Raw genomic sequence first — 15,818 nt, 5'->3', positions numbered from 1 at the left:
GCCAAGGTACCCAGGTCTGCGGCCCGACACACCCGGGAGGAGGCGCAAGGAGACTCAGATCACCGCCGGCTCGTCGTTGCCGGCCTCCCGGATGCCGCGGGCCGGATCGACCCGGAGCAGCAGGGCCCCGCCGACCACGAAGAACAGGATCAGCGCGAAGATCGCCGGCCGGTAGGAGCCGGTGAGCTGGTGCACCACCCCGAACACCAACGTCCCCAGCCAGCTGGTGCCCCGTTCGGCGGCCTGGTAGAGGCTGAAGTACTCCGCCTCCCGGCCGCGGGGGACCAGCTGGCTGAAGAACGACCGGGAGAGCGCCTGGGTGCCGCCCAGGACCAGGCCGATGCCGACCGCGAGCACCAGGAACGGCCCGATCTGCCGCTCGGGGGTGACGTAGGCGGCCAGCACGACGAGCATCCAGATGCCGAGCCCGACCAGGATCACCCGGTGGGCGCCGATGCGCCCGGCCAGCCGGCCGAAGGCGAGCGCGCCGAGGATGCCGACGAACTGGACCACCAGGAACGCCTGCAGCACGGTCGCCTTCTCGAAGCCCAGCTGCTTCTCGCCGTAGACGGAGGAGGCGAAGATCACCGTCTGGATGCCGTCGTTGTAGAACAGGTAGGCGAGCAGGAACGTCAGGGTCACCGGGTAGCGCCGCAGGTCCCGGAGCGTGCCCAGCAGCTGACCGAAGCTCTGCTGGAGCAGCGAGCCGGACTCGGGGACCACCCCCACCGGCTCCCGGTTGCGGACGCCGAGGAACGGGATCACGGTGAACGCGGCCCACCAAATGCCCGCCGAGAGCAGGCAGAGCCGGACCGCGAGGCTCTGGTCGTCGGGCATCAGGGTCAGCAGACCGAAGTTGAGCGCGAGGAGGGTGCCCCCGCCCAGGTAGCCCAGCGCCCAGCCGCGCGAGGAGACCCGGTCCCGCTCGTCGGGGGCGGCGATCTCGCACAGGATCGCGTCGTAGACCACCAGCGAGGCCCCCAGGCAGAGGGTCGCGAACACCAGGAGCAGCGCGCCGAGCTGCCAGTTGCCGCCGGAGACGAAGAACATCAGCATCGCGCTCGCACTGCCGGCCCACGCGTAGCCGGCCATCAGGCTCTTCTTGCGCGACGAGCGGTCCGCGGCCGCGCCGACGACCGGCAGCACCAGCGCGGACAGGATCGTCGCCACCGTGACGAGGTAGAACACCAACGAGCCGGGGGAGACCGCGAGGCCGAGCACCGACAGGTCCGTGCGGCAGGGTGCGTCGGTGGTTCCCGCCTCGCCGCAGGCGGCCACCTCGGCGACCGAGGTGAGGTACGGCGAGAACAGCACCGCCGCAGTGGTGGTGACGTACGCCGAGTTCGCCCAGTCGTACCAGTACCAGGCCCGCTGCTCGCGGCGCCGGACCAGCGGCTCCAGGTTCGCGATGCCGGCGGGGCCGAGGCTCATGAGGGGTCTCCCATCCATTGGCCGCGGTCCCGGAGGACGTCGCGGAGCACGTCGGTGCGGTCGGTCATCAGGCCGTCGACGCCGAGGTCGAGCAGCTCGTGCATCTGCTCGGCGACGTCGACGGTCCACACGTGGACGTGCCGGCCGGCCGCGTGCGCACGCCGGACCAGCTCGCGGGTCACCACGGTCACCGGGCCCCGGTGGTGCGGGATCTGCAGCGCGACGCCGGGGGAGCGGACCAGGCGCACCGAGGCGCCGCGGGTCGGCGCGAACCGGGTGGCGACCACCGCTGCCGGCCCGCACGCGGTGGCGACCCGCGGCCCGGCCAGCCGCCGGAACCGGTGCAGCCGGCGCGGGGAGAAGCTCGCCACGCAGACCCGGTCGGCGAGTCCGCGCCGGTGGATCAGCGCGGCCAGCGGGGTGACCGCCTGGTCGGACTTGAGGTCGATGTTGAAGCGGGCCTCGGGGAACCGGTCGAGCAGGTCCACCAGCCGCGGGATCTGCTCCCGGCCGCCGATCAGCGCATCGGCCACGACGTCGTACGGCAGCTCGGCGAGGCTGCCGGTGCTCGCGGTCACCCGGTCGAGGACGGCGTCGTGGAAGGCGAGCAGCACCCCGTCGCGGGTGGTGTGCACGTCGGTCTCGAGGTAGCGGTAGCCGAGGTCGACGGCGTGCTGGAAGGCGGCCAGCGTGTTCTCCAGCCCCTCGATCTCCGGGTGGAACGAGCCGCCGCGGTGCGCGAACGCCAGCACCGGCCACTGGCTGCCGGCCACCTCGAACGGCTCGTCGAGGAACGGGTATCCGGTGCGGGGGCGCGTCACGCGTGCAGTATCACCGACATCAATGCTCCCGCGCCTCATGACCTCATGCTCGCCGACCGGCGCGCCGCGCCGCATCCGCCCGCGTACTCAGGTGCCTCACGATTACCACGGGATGTCGGACGTCTGATGCTTCCCCTGGGACGCAGCCCATGGGAAGCGTCAGATCACCATGGGAAGGGCCGGGTCGTGACGCACCGCGGCCCGCCGACGCAGCCGCCGGCGGCCCGAGTACGGTCGGGGCATGGACGAGATGACCTGCCCCCAGTGTCAGTCGCAGATGAGCCCGCGCCCGGTCGGGGACGTGTCGGTGCACCAGTGCGGGTCCTGCCACGGGATCTTCCTCGAGCGCGCCGATCTCGGCGTCCTGATCGAGGCCGAGAACGACTACCACCGCGACTCCGGGCCGAAGACCCAGCCGCTGCCGCGGATCACCGCCGACATGGTCGCGCCGCCGCCGAAGGCCCCGGTGTCGCGGTCCTACATCGAGACGCTCTTCGGCTGAGCCGCGGGACCCTGCCGGCCGGGGCCGGACCGGCCGGGCCCGCCTCGGCCGCTCAGATGTCGCGGAACGTCTCGATCCGCGCCCCCAGCGCGTTGAGCCGGGTGGCGAGGTCCTCGTAGCCGCGGTTGATGACATAGACCGAGCGCAGCACCGAGGTGCCCTTCGAGGCCATCATCGCCAGCAGGATCACCACCGCCGGCCGCAGCGCCGGCGGGCAGACGATCTCCGCGCCGGACCAGTGCGTCGGGCCCTCGATCATCACCCGGTGCGGGTCGAGCAGCTTCACCGCGGCGCCCAGCCGGGTCAGCTCGGTGAGGTAGATCGCGCGGTTCTCGTAGACCCAGTCGTGCAGCAGGGTCTGGCCCTCGGCGACCGCCGCGATCACCGCGAAGAACGGCAGGTTGTCGATGTTCAGACCGGGGAACGGCATCGGGTGGATCTTGTCGATGGGGGAGTGCAGCGCCGAGACCTTCGTGGTGATGTCGACCAGCCGGGTGTGCCCGTTGGCGGCGACGAACTCCTCGCTCCGCTCGTACTGGAAGCCCATCTCCTCGAGCAGCGCGAGCTCGATCTCGAGGAACTCGATCGGCACCCGGCGGATGGTGATCTCCGAGCGGGTCACGATCGCGGCGGCGAGCAGCGACATCGCCTCGATCGGGTCCTCGGAAGGGGCGTAATCGACGTCGACGTCGATCTCGGTGCGTCCGTGCACGGTCAGCGTGGTGGTGCCGATGCCGTCGATGTGGACGCCGAGCTTCTCCAGGTAGAAGCAGAGGTCCTGGACCATGTAGTTGGGGCTGGCGTTGCGGATCACGGTGACGCCGTCGTTGAGGGCGGCCGCCAGCAGCGCGTTCTCGGTGACCGTGTCGCCGCGCTCGGTCAGCACGATCGGGCGGGTGGGGGAGACCGCCCGGTTGACCGTCGCGTGGTAGCTGCCGTCGGTCGCCTTGACCTCCAGGCCGAACGGCCGCAGCGCGGTCATGTGCGGCTCGACGGTGCGGGTCCCGAGGTCGCAGCCGCCGGCGTACGGCAGGTCGAAGACGTCCTCGCGGTGCATCAGCGGGCCGAGGAACATGATGATGGAGCGGGTACGGCGGGCCGCGGTGGCGTCGATGGCCAGCAGGTTCAGCTCCGCGGGCGGGACGATCTCGAGGTCGTTGTCGGAGTTCAGCCAGCGGGTCTGCACACCGATGCTGTTGAGCACCTCGAGCAGCCGGTTCACCTCCTCGATCCGGGCCACCCGGCGCAGCGTCGTACGGCCCTTGTTCAGCAGTGACGCGCACAGCAGCGCGACGCCGGCGTTCTTCGAGGACTTGACCACGATGCTGCCCGAGAGGGTGGTGGGGCCCTCCACCCGCAGGTGCGTCGGGCCGCTGCCGAGCGAGACCAGCTCGGAGTCCAGCGCCTCGCCGATCCGGGCGATCATCTCCAGACTGAGGTTCTGGTGGCCGCGCTCGATCCGGTTGATGGCGCTTTGGCTGGTGCTGAGCACGTCGGCGAGCTGGCTCTGGGTCCAGCCGCGGTGCTTGCGGGCGTCGCGGATGAGGTTGCCGATCCGGGCCAGGTAGTCCTGCGTCATGGCAGCACGGTATCTCAGATATGAGATAGGACAAACCTCTCGACGGGCGCGTCGTCCGGCGCGCTGGACCGGGGGATTCGGCCGGGCCGGGCGGTGGAAGGATCTCCCTCATGCGCGTGACCACCATTCATGCTGCCGGCGACATCCGTCTCGAGGAGCGTCCGCAGCCCACCATCGACCATCCCGCCCAGGCCATCGTCAAGGTGACCGCATCCTGCATCTGCGGCTCGGACCTGTGGCCCTACCGCGGCGAGAACCCGATCGACGCCGGTTCGCCGATCGGCCACGAGGCCGTCGGCGTCGTCGAGGAGGTCGGCGCCGACGTCCGGCACTTCCGGCCCGGCGACTTCGTGATCGTGCCGTTCGTGCACTGCGACAACACCTGCCCGCACTGCCGGGCCGGCATCACCTCGGCCTGCGTGCACCAGGGGTTCACCACCGGGGGCCAGGGCGAGTTCATCACCGTCCACCAGGCCGACGGGTCGCTGGTGAAGACCGACGGAATGCCCGAGGCCCACCAGATCCCGTCGCTGCTCACGCTCTCCGACGTGATGGCGACCGGCTGGCACGCGGCGGTCGCCGCCGGGGTGCGTCCCGGCTCGACCGCGGTCGTGGTCGGCGACGGCGCCGTGGGCCTGTGCGGCGTGCTCGCCGCCGCCGAGCTCGGCGCCGAACGGGTGGTCGCGATGTCGCGGCACGAGTCCCGGCAGAAGCTCGCGGAGAAGTTCGGTGCCACCCACATCGTCGCCGAGCGCGGCGAGGAGGGGGAGCAGCGGATCCTCGACCTCACCGACGGGATCGGCGCGGACGCCGTGCTGGAGTGTGTCGGCACCGGCGCCTCCATGGACACCGCCTTCAAGATCGCCCGGCCCGGCTCCACCGTCGGCTTCGTCGGCGTCCCGCACGGCGTGGAGCTGCCGATCCGGCGGATGTTCAGCAAGAACGTCGGCCTCGCCGGCGGGATGGCCCCGGTGCGTACCTACCTGCCCGACCTGCTCGACCGGGTGCTCACCGACCGGATCGACCCGGGCCTGGTCTTCGACCTGACGCTGCCGCTGGACGAGGTCGCCGAGGGCTACCGGGCCATGGACGAGCGGCGCGCGATCAAGGTGCTGCTGCGTCCCTGACCCGGGCCGGGAACGCGGTGGCGGGGGGTGTGAGCCGGCCCGAGGTGGGTACGACTCCCCGCATGACCGAATCGAACATGCATTCGAACCAGGACCAGATGTCGACGGGGGAGCCGGACGTGCTCGGCGCCCCCGCCGGCAACACCACCGAGAAGGACCCGAACGACTGGGCCACCGGCGACGAGCCGATGACCGGCGCGCAGCGCAGCTACCTCGACACGCTGGCCCGCGAGGCGGGTGAGACGCTCCAGGCCGACCTGACCAAGGCGGAGGCGTCCCAGCACATCGACCGGCTGCAGGCGGCCACCGGCCGGGGCGACTCCGGACCGACCGGCTAGCCCGGCAGCGCCAGGTGGGGGCGCTCCTGCGCCAGCAGTGCCGCCCCGACGATGCCGGCGGTGTTGAGCAGCGCCGCCGGCACGATCGGGGTGTCGATGTCCACCAGGGGCAGGAACGACGCGGCGCGCTTGCTGACCCCGCCGCCGACCACGAACAGGTCCGGGGAGAACAGCCCCTCCAGCAGCCGGTAGTACTCGGTCAGCCGCTCCGCCCACTGCGCCCAGCTCAGGTCGTGGTCCTCCCGGACCTTGTTGGCGGCCCGGTGCTCGGCCGGGCCGCCGTGCATCGGCAGGTGGCCGAGCTCGGAGTTGGGCACCAGTACGCCGTCGTAGACCATCGCCGAGCCGATCCCGGTGCCGAGCGTGGTCACGATCACCAGGCCGGTGCGGTCCCGGGCCACGCCGTAGCGGACCTCGGCCAGGCCGGCGGCGTCGGCGTCGTTGAGCACCGTCACCTCGCGGCCCAGCCGGTCGCTGAACAGCGTGTCGGCGTCGGTGCCGATCCAGGACTTGTCGATGTTGGCGGCCGAGCGCACCGTCCCGTGCGCCACGACGCCCGGGACGGTCAGGCCGACCGCCGCGGAAGCCGGCGTGCCCAGACGGTCCAGCAGCTCGGCGACGACCTCGGCGACCGCGGCCGGCGTCGCCGGCTCCGGGGTCTCGATCCGGATCCGCTCCGAGGCGAACCGTCCGGTGCCGAGGTCGACGGTCGCCGCCTTGATGCCGCTGCCGCCGAAGTCGACGCCGACCGGCGCTGTTGTGGTGGTGCGGGACGCAATGCTCATGGCGGGGACGGTACCCGCCGCTGCTCGTAGAATGAGCCCGACAGGGGGTGGTCTCGTGACCGCTGACGACGGCCCCGGCCACCGGCTGCTGTCGGACGACCTCGAGGTCGTCGCGGTGGAAGACTTCTGCCGCCTCACCGGGCTCGCCCGCGCGGAGGTCGACGCGCTGCTGCGCCAGGGCCTGCTGCGCGGCGGCTACGGCGCCGACGACCGGCTGCGCGCCATCTCGGTCGTCGACCTGCCGTCGACCGGGCAACTACGTGCCCATGGGATGTCGCCGCTGCCGGGCTGGGCCGAGGCGCTGCGCAGCGGAACCGTCGAGCCCGACGAGCAGGACTGCTCGGACGACGCGGTCGTCGAGGGCGGCACGTGGACGATGGGGTGGTCCTGACCGCCCCGCTCCACCCCTGGGATAAAGTGCCGATAAGGCACATTATGTCAACTACCGTGCACGAGAAGCGGTGCGGCGCCTCCCCGCCACAGTCATCCGGGCTGTCCTCCCCCGGATGCTTAGTACGGGTAGGTGCCGATCATCGCGTCGTGGTCGGAGTGCAGCTCGACCACCTTCACCGGCACTTGCCGCATCCGGCGCCGTCGTACGTGCGTCAGGTAGTCGAAGTGCGCGCCGTCGGTGTCGTAGGCCACGGCGTCGCCCAGGAAGTCGAGCCGGAACCGGTTCACGTCGGCGCCGCCGATCACGAACCGCGCCTTCTCCCGGAGGTGCCCGATGGTGGCCAGGACGACGGCGCGCTGCTGGAACCAGGCACGGCGACGCTTGCGGGTGTGCGGCAGCTTCTCGCGCGCCCAGCCGCCCGGCACGAAGTGGGTGTTCCAGCGGGCCACCACCCGGCCGGTCTTGCGGTCGCGCAGCAGCACCCAGTTGACATAACGGTCGCGCGAGACCTCGTTGATCGCCGGCACCGCGCGCACCGAGCCGGACCGCAGGTGCTGCCACTTGCGCGGCCGGTACGAGATCGGGCTGGTGTTCTGGGCGGTCAGGCGCGGACGTCCGCGTTCGTCGCGACCGCCCGGCCAGTAGGTGTTGTACTGCGAGCGACGGTCGATCGCCTTCACCTGGCAGCGGCGGTTGATCTCCTGCCAGCCGATCACGTCGCTGCGGCGCGCCACCTTGGCGATGTCCGCGCGCTGGTGCTCCCGCGACATGTTGAAGCGGATGTTCGCCGTGGCCTGCCGGCTCTTGCGCAGCGAGTCCGCCGCCTGCGCGTCGGGAGCGACCAGCACGCCGGTCAGCGCCACGCACAGCACCAGCGCCGCCTGCGTCAGCCGACTCCCGGTGCTCCGTCGGGGCCCGGCAAGGGCCGGGCGTGTCGGGCCGCTGGTGCTGGGCGTCCTCGCGAACATCCAGCGAGGATAACGGGTGAACCAGGTCGGAACGGGCAGCCGCGCCCGTGGATTTGACCGTTCCAATCCGCCCGGAGCACTATGTCGGGTCCTCTGTCGGGAGCCGGGCCAGCAGCCGGGCTTCGGCAGCGCAGTGCCGCGGATGTCGAAGGAGACGCAGGTGACGGTCCAGCGGGCCAAGGTGGCCGTGGCGGTCGTGTTCTTGCTCAACGGACTGGCCTTCGCCTCGTGGGTCTCCCGCGTCCCGGCCCTCAAGGACGCGCTGAGCCTGACCCCCGGCGGCGTCGGGCTGCTGCTGCTGTGCCTCTCCGGCGGCACGCTGGTCGCGCTGCCGCTCTCCGGCGCGGTGATCGGCCGGCTCGGACCGGCCCGCACCGTGCTCACCGGGGCCACCCTGACCGGCCTCGGGCTGCTGGTGATGGGCCTCGGGGTCGGCGTCGCCGCCGTGCCCGTGGTGGGCCTGGGGATGTTCGCCTACGGGATCGGCACGAGCGGCTGGGACGTGGCGATGAACGTCGAGGCCGCCGACGTCGAGCACCGGCTGGACCGGACGATCATGCCGCGCTTCCACGCCGGCTTCAGCCTCGGCACGGTGCTCGGCGCGCTGGTCGGCGCCGCCTGCGCCCGCCTCGACGTGGCGCTGTCCAGCCAGCTGGTCGGCACCGTGGTGGTGATCGCCCTGGTCGTCCCGGTGAGCCTGCGCCGGTTCCTGCCGGTGGAGGACGCCGACCAGCGCGACACCCGGCCGCGGCCCTCGCTGCTGTCCGCCTGGCGGGAGCCGCGCACCCTGGCGATCGGCCTGCTGGTGATGGCGTTCGCGCTCTGCGAGGGGATCGCCAACGACTGGCTGGCGCTCTCCCTGGTCGACGGCTACGGCGCGGTCGAGTCGGTGGGCGCCATCGGCTTCGGCGTCTTCGTCGCCGCCATGACGCTGGGCCGGCTGTTCGGCGGCTCCCCGGTCGAGCGGTTCGGCCGGGTGGCGGTGCTCCGGGCCACGGCCGGCCTGGTGGTCGCCGGGGTGCTCGTCGTGGTGCTCTCCCCCGGCCTGCCCGGCGCGATGGCCGGGGCCGTCCTGTGGGGGCTCGGCGCCTCGCTCGGCTTCCCGCTCGGCATGAGCGCGGCGGCCGACGAGGAGGACCGCGCCGCCGTACGGCTCTCGGTGGTCAGCTCGATCGGCTACGCCGCGTTCCTCGGTGGCCCGCCGCTGGTCGGCCTGCTCGCCGACCACGTCGGCGTGCGCCACGCCATCCTGGTCGCCTGCGGGGCCGCCGTCGTGGGGCTGCTGGTCGCGCCGGCGGCCCGGTCCCGGCGCACCTCCCGGGCCGACCGGCTCCCGGCCTGAGCCGGGGCCGGCCGCAACCTCCCGGTAGCGCCGCCGCGGCTCAGTCGTCGGCCGCCTCGGCCGCACCCTTCTCCGTCGCCGAGCCGGCCGTGCTGAGGTTGCCGCCCTGGTCCTCGAGGTGGGCCCGGATGAACCAGTGGAACAGCTCGAGCTTCTCCAGCTGGCCGATCAGCAGGTCCTGGGTCACCAGGTCGAGGTCGTCCAGCTCCTGGACCGAGGCGCGGGTGTCGGAGATCACCCCGCGGTAGACCATGTCCAGCGCGGCCAGGTGCTCCTGGGTGGTGGCCCGGCCGAGGCTGTAGTCGTCCCAGCTGCGCTCGCGCACCAGGGCGCCCGGGGTGCCTTGCGGGGAGCCGCCCAGCGTCGCGATCCGCTCGGCGGTGGCGTCGGCCATCGCCCGGACCGCGTCGACCTGCGGGTCGATCATCTCGTGCACGGAGATGAAGTGCGGCCCGACGACGTTCCAGTGCACGTGCTTGAGCGTCAGGTGCAGGTCGTTGTGGGCGTGGAGACGGGTCTGCAGCATGTCGATGACGCGCGTGGCGTCCTCCTCGGTCATGCCGGGGACGGTGTAGTGGATCTTCGTCGTGGGTGCCATGCGGCACTTCTTCCCCGGCGGTCGGTGCGGAAACGCCCCGGTCGACCTGTCCCGGCGGGCATGACCTCGCGGTGCGGCGGGTACGGGCACGGCGTACGCACCCCACGAACGGAAGGCATCACATCGTGTCCCACACCCAGTCCGACAGCCCCCGCAAGGTCGCGTTCCTGGTCGCCGCCGAAGGCATCGAGCGGGTCGAGCTCACCGAGCCCTGGGACGCCGTGAAGGACGCCGGCTTCGAGCCGGTTCTGGTGAGCCCGGAGGCCGGCGAGGTGCAGACCTACAACCACCTCGACAAGGCCGACACGCAGAAGGTCGACCAGACCGTCGCCGAGGCCGACCTGGACTCCTTCGACGCGCTCGTGCTGCCCGGCGGCGTCGCCAACCCCGACGCCCTCCGGATGGACGAGAAGGCGGTCGGCTTCGCGCGCGACTTCGTTGCCTCCGGCAAGCCGGTCGCCGCGATCTGCCACGCGTCGTGGACGCTGGTCGAGGCCGGTGTCCTCGAGGGCCGCACGCTCACCTCGTGGCCGAGCCTGCAGACCGACATCCGCAACGCCGGTGGCACCTGGACCGATGAGCGGGTCGTCGTCGACGGCAACCTGATCACCAGCCGCAACCCCGACGACCTCCCGGCGTTCGTCTCCGCCCTGCTGGAGTCGCTGCAGCACGGCGCCGCCACCAACGTCGGCTGAGCATGTGACGACGTGAGGCCCGCGCCCCCGGCGACCGGGGGCGCGGGTCTCGTCGCGTGATCGCGGTTTGATCTCCCGGTGCCGAGGGTGTCGGATGTGCCCCATGACTGCTGCCCATGACCTGCGCGACATCGGCCGGGGCGGCTCCGCCGTCTCCCCCTTCGGTCTCGGCACGATGACCTTCGGCGCCGAGACCACGGAGCAGGACGCCCGGGCCCAGCTCGACCTCTACGTCGAGCGCGGCGGCACCCTGGTGGACACCGCCGACGTGTACGCCGACGGCGAGTCCGAGCGGATCGTCGGACGGTGGCTGCGCGACCGCCGCGACCAGCCCTCCCCCGTGATCGCCACCAAGGGCCGGTTCCGCCCGCCCGCCGGGTCGTACGGCGCCTCCCGGCGCGCCCTGGTCACGGCCGTGGACGGCAGCCTGACGCGTCTCGGCGTCGAGGCCCTGGACCTCTACTACGTGCACGCCTGGGACCGGCACACGCCGCTGGAGGAGACGCTGGACACCCTCAGCGGACTGGTCCGGCAGGGCAAGATCCACAGCCTCGGCTGGTCGAACCTGACCGGGTGGCAGCTGCAGAAGGTGCTGAGCACCGCGCGGCTCGGAGGACACGTCGTGCCGGTGGCGCTGCAGCCGCAGTACAACCTGCTCGACCGGTCCGTGGAGTGGGAGGTGCTCCCCTGCGCGCTGGAGGAAGGCCTGGGGGTGCTGCCCTGGTCACCGCTCGGCGGCGGCTGGCTCGCCGGGAAGTACGCCCGCGACCAGCGCCCCACCGGCGCCACGCGGCTCGGGGAGGACCCCGGTCGCGGGGTCGAGGCGTACGACGTCCGCAACACCGACCGGACCTGGCGGATCCTCGACGTGGTCGCCGAACTGGCCGCCCGGCTCGACCGGCCGATGGCGCACGTCGCGCTCGCCTGGTTGCGGGACCGCCCCGGGGTGGCGTCGGTGCTGCTGGGCGCGCGCACCGTGGAGCAGCTGCGCAGCAACCTCGACGCCGCCGACCTGGTGCTCGACGCCGCCGACACCGCGGCCCTGACCGCCGTCTCGGCCCCCGGCCTGCCGGCCTACCCCTACGCGCTGCTCGAGGACATGGGCGAGGTCGACCACTGGAAGCGGCTCGGCGTCGGCTCCGGCGGCGCCTGATGCACCTGCCCGGCGAGCCGGCGACCCCGGCGCTGCTGGTCGACCGCACCGTCCTGGATCGGAACGTGCAGCGGATGGCGGAGCTGGCGCGCCGCCGCGGGATCGCGCTGCGCCCGCACGCGAAGACCCACAAGTCCCCCGACATCGCCCGCCTCCAGCTGGCCGCCGGCGCGACCGGGCTGACCGTGGCCACCGTGTCGGAGGCCGAGGTGTTCGCGGCCGCCGGCTTCGAGGACCTCTTCGTGGCCTACCCGTTGTGGGTCGACGCCGACCGGGGCCGCCGGCTGCGCGGGGTGCTGGAGTCCGCTGTCGTCAGCGTCGGCGTCGACACCGTCGAGGGTGCCCGGGCCCTGGCCGCCCAGCTGGGCGGGGCCGACGGGCGGCTGCGGGTCCTCGTCGAGGTGGACAGCGGGCAGCACCGCAGCGGCGTCACGCCGGACCGGGCCGGGGAGCTGGCGGAGCAGGTGGCGCACCTCGGCCTGCCGGTGCTCGGCGTGTTCACGTTCCCCGGACACTCCTACCTGCCCGGCTCGCAGGCACAGGTGGCCGGCCAGGAGGCGGATGCGCTGGCGACCGCGGCGGCCGCGGTCCGCGACCGCGGCCTCGAGGTCACCGTGGTCAGCGGCGGCTCCACGCCCACCGCCGACCTCGAGGGCGGGCCGCTGACCGAGATGCGGCCGGGCGTCTACGTCTTCGGCGACGCCCAGCAGTGGGAGCTCGGCACCGCGGAGCCCGACCAGCTGGCGCTCACCTGCCTGGCCACGGTGGTCAGCACCGTGGCCGGTCGCGTGGTGCTGGACTCCGGCAGCAAGGTGCTCGGCGCCGACCGGCCGGGGTGGGCCACCGGCTTCGGCCGGCTGCTGGACCACCCCGGCGCCCGGCTCACGCAGCTCTCGGAGCACCACGCCGTGGTGGACTGGCCGGGCCCGCTCCCCCGGCCCGGTGACCGGGTCCGGGTCGTGCCCAACCACGTCTGCTCGGCGGTCAACCTCGCCGACGAGCTCCACGTCGTCGAGGAGGGGGTCCTGGTCGGGTCGTTCCCGGTCGCTGCGCGCGGGGCGAACACGTGAGCCCCGAGCCGGCGCGGCAGCTCGTGCCGGGCGTCCCGGGGTCGTTGACCCGGCGGCTCAGCGCAGCCGCACGTCCACGGGCGTGCCGAGCTCGACGGTCCTGCTGACCGTGCAGAGCCGCTCGTGGGACCGCTGCACCGCGCTCGGCAGGATCTCGCGGGCCGCCGTACCGGCCTCCCCCTCGGGGAAGGCGAGGTCGAACTCGACCTGCAGGTCCTCGAGCCGATTGCCCTGGCTGTCGCGGACCTTGCTGGCGGTCATGGTGACCGAGAACCGCTCCGGCTCGGACCGCTTGGAGGTGATGAAGTCGACGTCGATCGCGGTGCAGCCGGCGATGGCGGCGAGCAGCAGCTCGACCGGGGAGAAGTCCGCACCCTCCGCGGTGCCGAACCGCAGCCGGCCCCCGCGCAGGTTCACCGCCTCGTAGAGCCCCTTCTCCAACCGCTCGATCTCGACCCTGCGGGCGCTGTCGTCCATGGAACGACTCTGGCACAGGGAGGCCGAGCCGTGCTCAGGCCGGTCGGCCCCACGACGCCGAGCAGTCGGCGAACAGCCGGGTCGGCTCGAACAGGGCCGGCATCTCCGTGCGCAGCACCGGGTCGGCCGCATGGTCGCGCACCTGGGTGCGAGAGACCTCCCGGACCCGGCCGGCCGAGACGTCGTACGTCGTCCGCAGCACGTCCCAGGCCAGCACCACCCCCGGCGGCTCACTCGTCGTCGCCGTGAGCAGGGCAACCCGCCCGCCAGCCGCGCAGACCGCCGTCATCGGAGCGGCACCGCCGTCGGTGGCCAGGAACGGCAGCAGCGGCGCGCCGTCCGCGGTGAGCTCGGTGACGACGGGGGCCCCGGGCCGGCCGGTCACCTCGAACAGGTGCGGCTGGAAGCCCCCGCGCGGATGGCCCTCGGAGCTCACCCAGAGCAGCTCGGTGGCCGTGCCCTCGAGCCGCACCACCCGGGCGGTCGCGGGGTCCAGGTCGAGCGTCTTCGTCGCCAGCGCGTCGACCACACCGCCGTCCGAGCGGACGACCAACGCCTCACCGCACCGCCCCTCCCCCGTGATGCCGACCTCGACCACCTCACCGCTCGTAGCCGTGAGCGTGCCGGTCCGGTCCGCGGCGCGGGCGAGCCCGGCAGCACCGCAGCCGTGCGAGGCCGCACCGTCGCCGCCGGTCGGGGAGGTCGAAGGGACCCCTGCCCGGGTGGACCCGCAGCCGGTGAGCAGCAGGACGGACAGGGTGAGGGCTCCGAGAAGGCGCATGTGGGTGCGACGCGTCACCGATCCGGACGGTTCCCGCTCAGGCGACATCGCCGTGGCCGGGCGGTCCGGTGCGGCGACGCCGTACCGCGGCCAGCACCACGCGCACGCCCTGCCGGAGCCCGCCGTCGAACGCCTGCCGGGGCATCGCGGCATCGGCCGCCACCGCCAGCTCGAGGACGATCCCGCCGACCAGCAGGCCCGCGATCAGGTCCGCGAACCAGTGCCAGTTCAGGGTCACCGAGACCACGACCATCAGCAGCGAGAGACCCGCCACCCCGGTCCAGAGCGCGACCAGCGCGCCGCGCCCGAGCCGGAAGTAGCGGCCCAGCAGGTAGGCGGCCAGCCCGTAGACCAGGACGATGTTCGCCGTGTGGCCGGAGGGGTACGCCATCCCGCCGATGAAGAACGACGGGTCCGCGCTCGCCGGCTGCGCCCGGCCGAAGCCGATCTTGAGCAGCCCGACGACCAGGTTGAGCGCGAAGACCGAGGAGGCCGCGAGCACGGCGGGACGCCACGACTCCTCGCGCCGGCAGCACGCGATCGTGACCACCGCCAGCACCGGCAGGCAGATCGCCCGCTGGCCCACCCGGTCCAGCACGTGCAGCACCGGCACCCACGACGGCGGCGGCGGCCGCAGGTTGAAGTAGGCGTCGAAGGCGATCAGCGGCTCGATGGCCAGCAGCGTGAACCCGACGAACACCAGGGTGAGGAAGCCGGCAAGTGCGAGCGAGGAGGCGGACTCCGTCATCCACCCCTCGTGCCGGGAGGGGGCCGGATCGTGCGATCCCACCGATACCCTCCCCGTCCTGCTCGCCTGGCCGCCGACCGCCGCCCTAGGCAGTCAAATATAGGCTGTGGGCGTGGCGCTCTCCCGACGACCCGGACCGTCCACCAGGACGCGCGTCCACGAGCATGTCGACGGCAGGGTGCTGCAGCACGAGGACCGCCTGGCGACCGAGGAGCCGCTGGAGATCCGCTGCAGCTGGCCCGGCCGACCGGCGTACCGCGTCGCGGTGACCATGCGCACTCCCGGGCACGACTTCGAGCTCGCCGCCGGCTTCCTGCTCGCCGAGGGCACGGTCACCGGTCAGGGGCACCTGCACACCGTGGCCTACTGCACGGACCAGGACCTGCTGCCCGAGCAGGAGCACAACGTCGTGACCGTCACCCTGCGGTCCGCACCCCGTTCGGTGCCCGCCGAGCGGTACGCCGGCCTCTCGGCCGCGTCGTCCGCGTGCGGGGTGTGCGGGACGCAGAGCATCGACGACGTGCTCGGCCTGGCCGACGTCCGGCCCGCCCGCGAGACGGCTCCGGTCGTGGTGCCGGCCGGGGTGCTGCACGCCCTGCCGGCCCGGCTGCGTGAGGCGCAGCGGGTGTTCGCGACCACCGGTGGCCTGCACGCGGCCGGGCTCTTCACCGCCGACGGGGAGCCGCTCGTCGTCCGTGAGGACATCGGCCGCCACAACGCGGTGGACAAGGTGGTCGGGGCCCGGCTGCTGGCGGGCGCCCCGACCGGCGTACCGGTGCTCGCCGTCAGCGGCCGGATCGGCTTCGAGATCGTCCAGAAGGCCGTCGCGGCCGGGGTCGGGGTGCTGGCGGCCGTCGGCGCCCCGTCGAGCCTGGCGGTGGACCTGGCGCAGCGGGCGGGGCTGTGCACCGTGGGCTTCCTGCGGCCGGACCGGTTCGTGACCTACAGCGCACCGGAGCGCATCGGCGTGTGACCGCCGGTTCTGTCGGCGCCGCCCTCTAGCGTCTGA

18 protein-coding genes are annotated in these 15,818 nt (G+C 72.9%); 9 read left to right on the top strand and 9 right to left on the bottom strand.

All coding sequences use genetic code 11. From position 1 onward, the window contains the following. Nucleotides 1-54 precede the first annotated feature (54 nt). Both H9L09_RS20150 and H9L09_RS20145 read right to left on the bottom strand, forming a co-directional pair. Nucleotides 55-1,431, bottom strand: coding sequence for an MFS transporter (locus H9L09_RS20150; RefSeq protein WP_187578563.1), 1,377 nt, complete (start codon nt 1,429-1,431; stop codon nt 55-57). Beyond that, complete coding sequence (locus H9L09_RS20145) at nt 1,428-2,252, bottom strand: glycerophosphodiester phosphodiesterase family protein (protein WP_343065150.1); 825 nt, start codon at nt 2,250-2,252, stop codon at nt 1,428-1,430. The genes H9L09_RS20150 and H9L09_RS20145 overlap by 4 nt, the downstream gene beginning before the upstream one ends. Before the next feature lie 241 nt (nt 2,253-2,493). Here H9L09_RS20145 and H9L09_RS20140 point away from each other — a divergent pair, with 241 nt between their 5' ends. Further along, on the top strand, nt 2,494-2,754 hold the full coding sequence (locus H9L09_RS20140; RefSeq protein ID WP_187578561.1) for a TFIIB-type zinc ribbon-containing protein: 261 nt from the start codon (nt 2,494-2,496) through the stop codon (nt 2,752-2,754). A gap of 52 nt (nt 2,755-2,806) precedes the next feature. On the opposite strand, the gene H9L09_RS20135 is transcribed toward H9L09_RS20140, so the two are convergent. Then, nucleotides 2,807-4,333, bottom strand: coding sequence for a UDP-N-acetylglucosamine 1-carboxyvinyltransferase (locus H9L09_RS20135; protein WP_187578560.1), 1,527 nt, complete (start codon nt 4,331-4,333; stop codon nt 2,807-2,809). Nucleotides 4,334-4,443: 110 nt separating this feature from the next. On the opposite strand from H9L09_RS20135, the gene H9L09_RS20130 reads away from it, so the two are divergent. Further along, nucleotides 4,444-5,460 carry a zinc-dependent alcohol dehydrogenase family protein gene (locus H9L09_RS20130; protein ID WP_187578559.1) on the top strand — a complete coding sequence of 339 codons (1,017 nt, stop codon included), beginning with the start codon at nt 4,444-4,446 and terminating at the stop codon, nt 5,458-5,460. Between the two features lie 62 nt (nt 5,461-5,522). Next, nucleotides 5,523-5,798, top strand: a complete 276-nt coding sequence (locus tag H9L09_RS20125; protein WP_187578558.1) for a DUF3072 domain-containing protein — start codon at nt 5,523-5,525, stop codon at nt 5,796-5,798. On the opposite strand, the gene ppgK is transcribed toward H9L09_RS20125, so the two are convergent. Further along, entirely contained in the window at nt 5,795-6,583 is a 789-nt protein-coding gene (gene ppgK / locus H9L09_RS20120; protein ID WP_187578557.1) for a polyphosphate--glucose phosphotransferase, read from the bottom strand. The genes H9L09_RS20125 and ppgK overlap by 4 nt on opposite strands. 55 nt (nt 6,584-6,638) lie before the next feature. Here ppgK and H9L09_RS20115 point away from each other — a divergent pair, with 55 nt between their 5' ends. Next, complete coding sequence (locus tag H9L09_RS20115) at nt 6,639-6,974, top strand: hypothetical protein (RefSeq protein ID WP_187578556.1); 336 nt, start codon at nt 6,639-6,641, stop codon at nt 6,972-6,974. 119 nt (nt 6,975-7,093) lie between these two features. Here the strand turns inward: H9L09_RS20115 and H9L09_RS20110 are convergent, their stop codons facing one another. Continuing rightward, on the bottom strand, nt 7,094-7,945 hold the full coding sequence (locus H9L09_RS20110) for an exonuclease/endonuclease/phosphatase family protein (RefSeq protein WP_187578555.1): 852 nt from the start codon (nt 7,943-7,945) through the stop codon (nt 7,094-7,096). A gap of 160 nt (nt 7,946-8,105) precedes the next feature. Here H9L09_RS20110 and H9L09_RS20105 point away from each other — a divergent pair, with 160 nt between their 5' ends. Continuing rightward, on the top strand, nt 8,106-9,287 hold the full coding sequence (locus H9L09_RS20105; RefSeq protein WP_246456127.1) for an MFS transporter: 1,182 nt from the start codon (nt 8,106-8,108) through the stop codon (nt 9,285-9,287). A 40-nt stretch (nt 9,288-9,327) separates the two neighbouring features. On the opposite strand, the gene H9L09_RS20100 is transcribed toward H9L09_RS20105, so the two are convergent. Next, complete coding sequence (locus H9L09_RS20100; RefSeq protein WP_187578553.1) at nt 9,328-9,885, bottom strand: Dps family protein; 558 nt, start codon at nt 9,883-9,885, stop codon at nt 9,328-9,330. A gap of 125 nt (nt 9,886-10,010) precedes the next feature. Here H9L09_RS20100 and H9L09_RS20095 point away from each other — a divergent pair, with 125 nt between their 5' ends. The 3 genes from H9L09_RS20095 to H9L09_RS20085 all read left to right on the top strand — a co-directional run bounded on the left by H9L09_RS20095 (nt 10,011) and on the right by H9L09_RS20085 (nt 12,803). Continuing rightward, nucleotides 10,011-10,580: a type 1 glutamine amidotransferase domain-containing protein gene (locus H9L09_RS20095; RefSeq protein WP_187578552.1), complete on the top strand. Its 570-nt coding sequence runs from the start codon at nt 10,011-10,013 to the stop codon at nt 10,578-10,580. Between the two features lie 103 nt (nt 10,581-10,683). Continuing rightward, a complete protein-coding gene (locus H9L09_RS20090) occupies nt 10,684-11,733 on the top strand; it encodes an aldo/keto reductase (protein WP_223164137.1) in 1,050 nt (349 codons plus the stop codon). Next, nucleotides 11,733-12,803 carry a D-TA family PLP-dependent enzyme gene (locus tag H9L09_RS20085; RefSeq protein ID WP_187578551.1) on the top strand — a complete coding sequence of 357 codons (1,071 nt, stop codon included), beginning with the start codon at nt 11,733-11,735 and terminating at the stop codon, nt 12,801-12,803. Before H9L09_RS20090 ends, H9L09_RS20085 begins: the two co-directional genes overlap by 1 nt. Nucleotides 12,804-12,860: 57 nt before the next feature. On the opposite strand, the gene H9L09_RS20080 is transcribed toward H9L09_RS20085, so the two are convergent. The 3 genes from H9L09_RS20080 to H9L09_RS20070 are packed head-to-tail and all read right to left on the bottom strand — an operon-like array spanning nt 12,861 to nt 14,809. Then, on the bottom strand, nt 12,861-13,280 hold the full coding sequence (locus H9L09_RS20080; RefSeq protein ID WP_187578550.1) for an OsmC family protein: 420 nt from the start codon (nt 13,278-13,280) through the stop codon (nt 12,861-12,863). Nucleotides 13,281-13,314: 34 nt separating this feature from the next. After that, a complete protein-coding gene (locus H9L09_RS20075) occupies nt 13,315-14,079 on the bottom strand; it encodes a hypothetical protein (protein ID WP_187578549.1) in 765 nt (254 codons plus the stop codon). A gap of 19 nt (nt 14,080-14,098) precedes the next feature. Continuing rightward, complete coding sequence (locus tag H9L09_RS20070) at nt 14,099-14,809, bottom strand: phosphatase PAP2 family protein (protein ID WP_187578548.1); 711 nt, start codon at nt 14,807-14,809, stop codon at nt 14,099-14,101. 112 nt (nt 14,810-14,921) lie between these two features. On the opposite strand from H9L09_RS20070, the gene H9L09_RS20065 reads away from it, so the two are divergent. Next, nucleotides 14,922-15,782: a formate dehydrogenase accessory sulfurtransferase FdhD gene (locus tag H9L09_RS20065; protein ID WP_187578547.1), complete on the top strand. Its 861-nt coding sequence runs from the start codon at nt 14,922-14,924 to the stop codon at nt 15,780-15,782. Nucleotides 15,783-15,818: the final 36 nt, after the last annotated feature.

The organism is Nocardioides mesophilus (assembly GCF_014395785.1).
Classification (GTDB): Bacteria; Actinomycetota; Actinomycetes; order Propionibacteriales; family Nocardioidaceae; genus Nocardioides_B; species Nocardioides_B mesophilus.
The sequence above is the reverse complement of the archived record's forward strand: the minus strand, read 5'-3'. Positions and strand labels throughout refer to the sequence as shown.

Coding starts and splice junctions, on each gene's coding strand:
- H9L09_RS20150 (WP_187578563.1), bottom strand. CDS start 1,431: ATGAGCCTCGGCCCCGCCGGCATCGCGAACCTGGAGCCGCTGGTCCGG.
- H9L09_RS20140 (WP_187578561.1), top strand. CDS start 2,494: ATGGACGAGATGACCTGCCCCCAGTGTCAGTCGCAGATGAGCCCGCGC.
- H9L09_RS20135 (WP_187578560.1), bottom strand. CDS start 4,333: ATGACGCAGGACTACCTGGCCCGGATCGGCAACCTCATCCGCGACGCC.
- H9L09_RS20130 (WP_187578559.1), top strand. CDS start 4,444: ATGCGCGTGACCACCATTCATGCTGCCGGCGACATCCGTCTCGAGGAG.
- H9L09_RS20125 (WP_187578558.1), top strand. CDS start 5,523: ATGACCGAATCGAACATGCATTCGAACCAGGACCAGATGTCGACGGGG.
- ppgK (WP_187578557.1), bottom strand. CDS start 6,583: ATGAGCATTGCGTCCCGCACCACCACAACAGCGCCGGTCGGCGTCGAC.
- H9L09_RS20110 (WP_187578555.1), bottom strand. CDS start 7,945: ATGTTCGCGAGGACGCCCAGCACCAGCGGCCCGACACGCCCGGCCCTT.
- H9L09_RS20100 (WP_187578553.1), bottom strand. CDS start 9,885: ATGGCACCCACGACGAAGATCCACTACACCGTCCCCGGCATGACCGAG.
- H9L09_RS20090 (WP_223164137.1), top strand. CDS start 10,684: ATGACTGCTGCCCATGACCTGCGCGACATCGGCCGGGGCGGCTCCGCC.
- H9L09_RS20085 (WP_187578551.1), top strand. CDS start 11,733: ATGCACCTGCCCGGCGAGCCGGCGACCCCGGCGCTGCTGGTCGACCGC.
- H9L09_RS20080 (WP_187578550.1), bottom strand. CDS start 13,280: ATGGACGACAGCGCCCGCAGGGTCGAGATCGAGCGGTTGGAGAAGGGG.
- H9L09_RS20070 (WP_187578548.1), bottom strand. CDS start 14,809: ATGACGGAGTCCGCCTCCTCGCTCGCACTTGCCGGCTTCCTCACCCTG.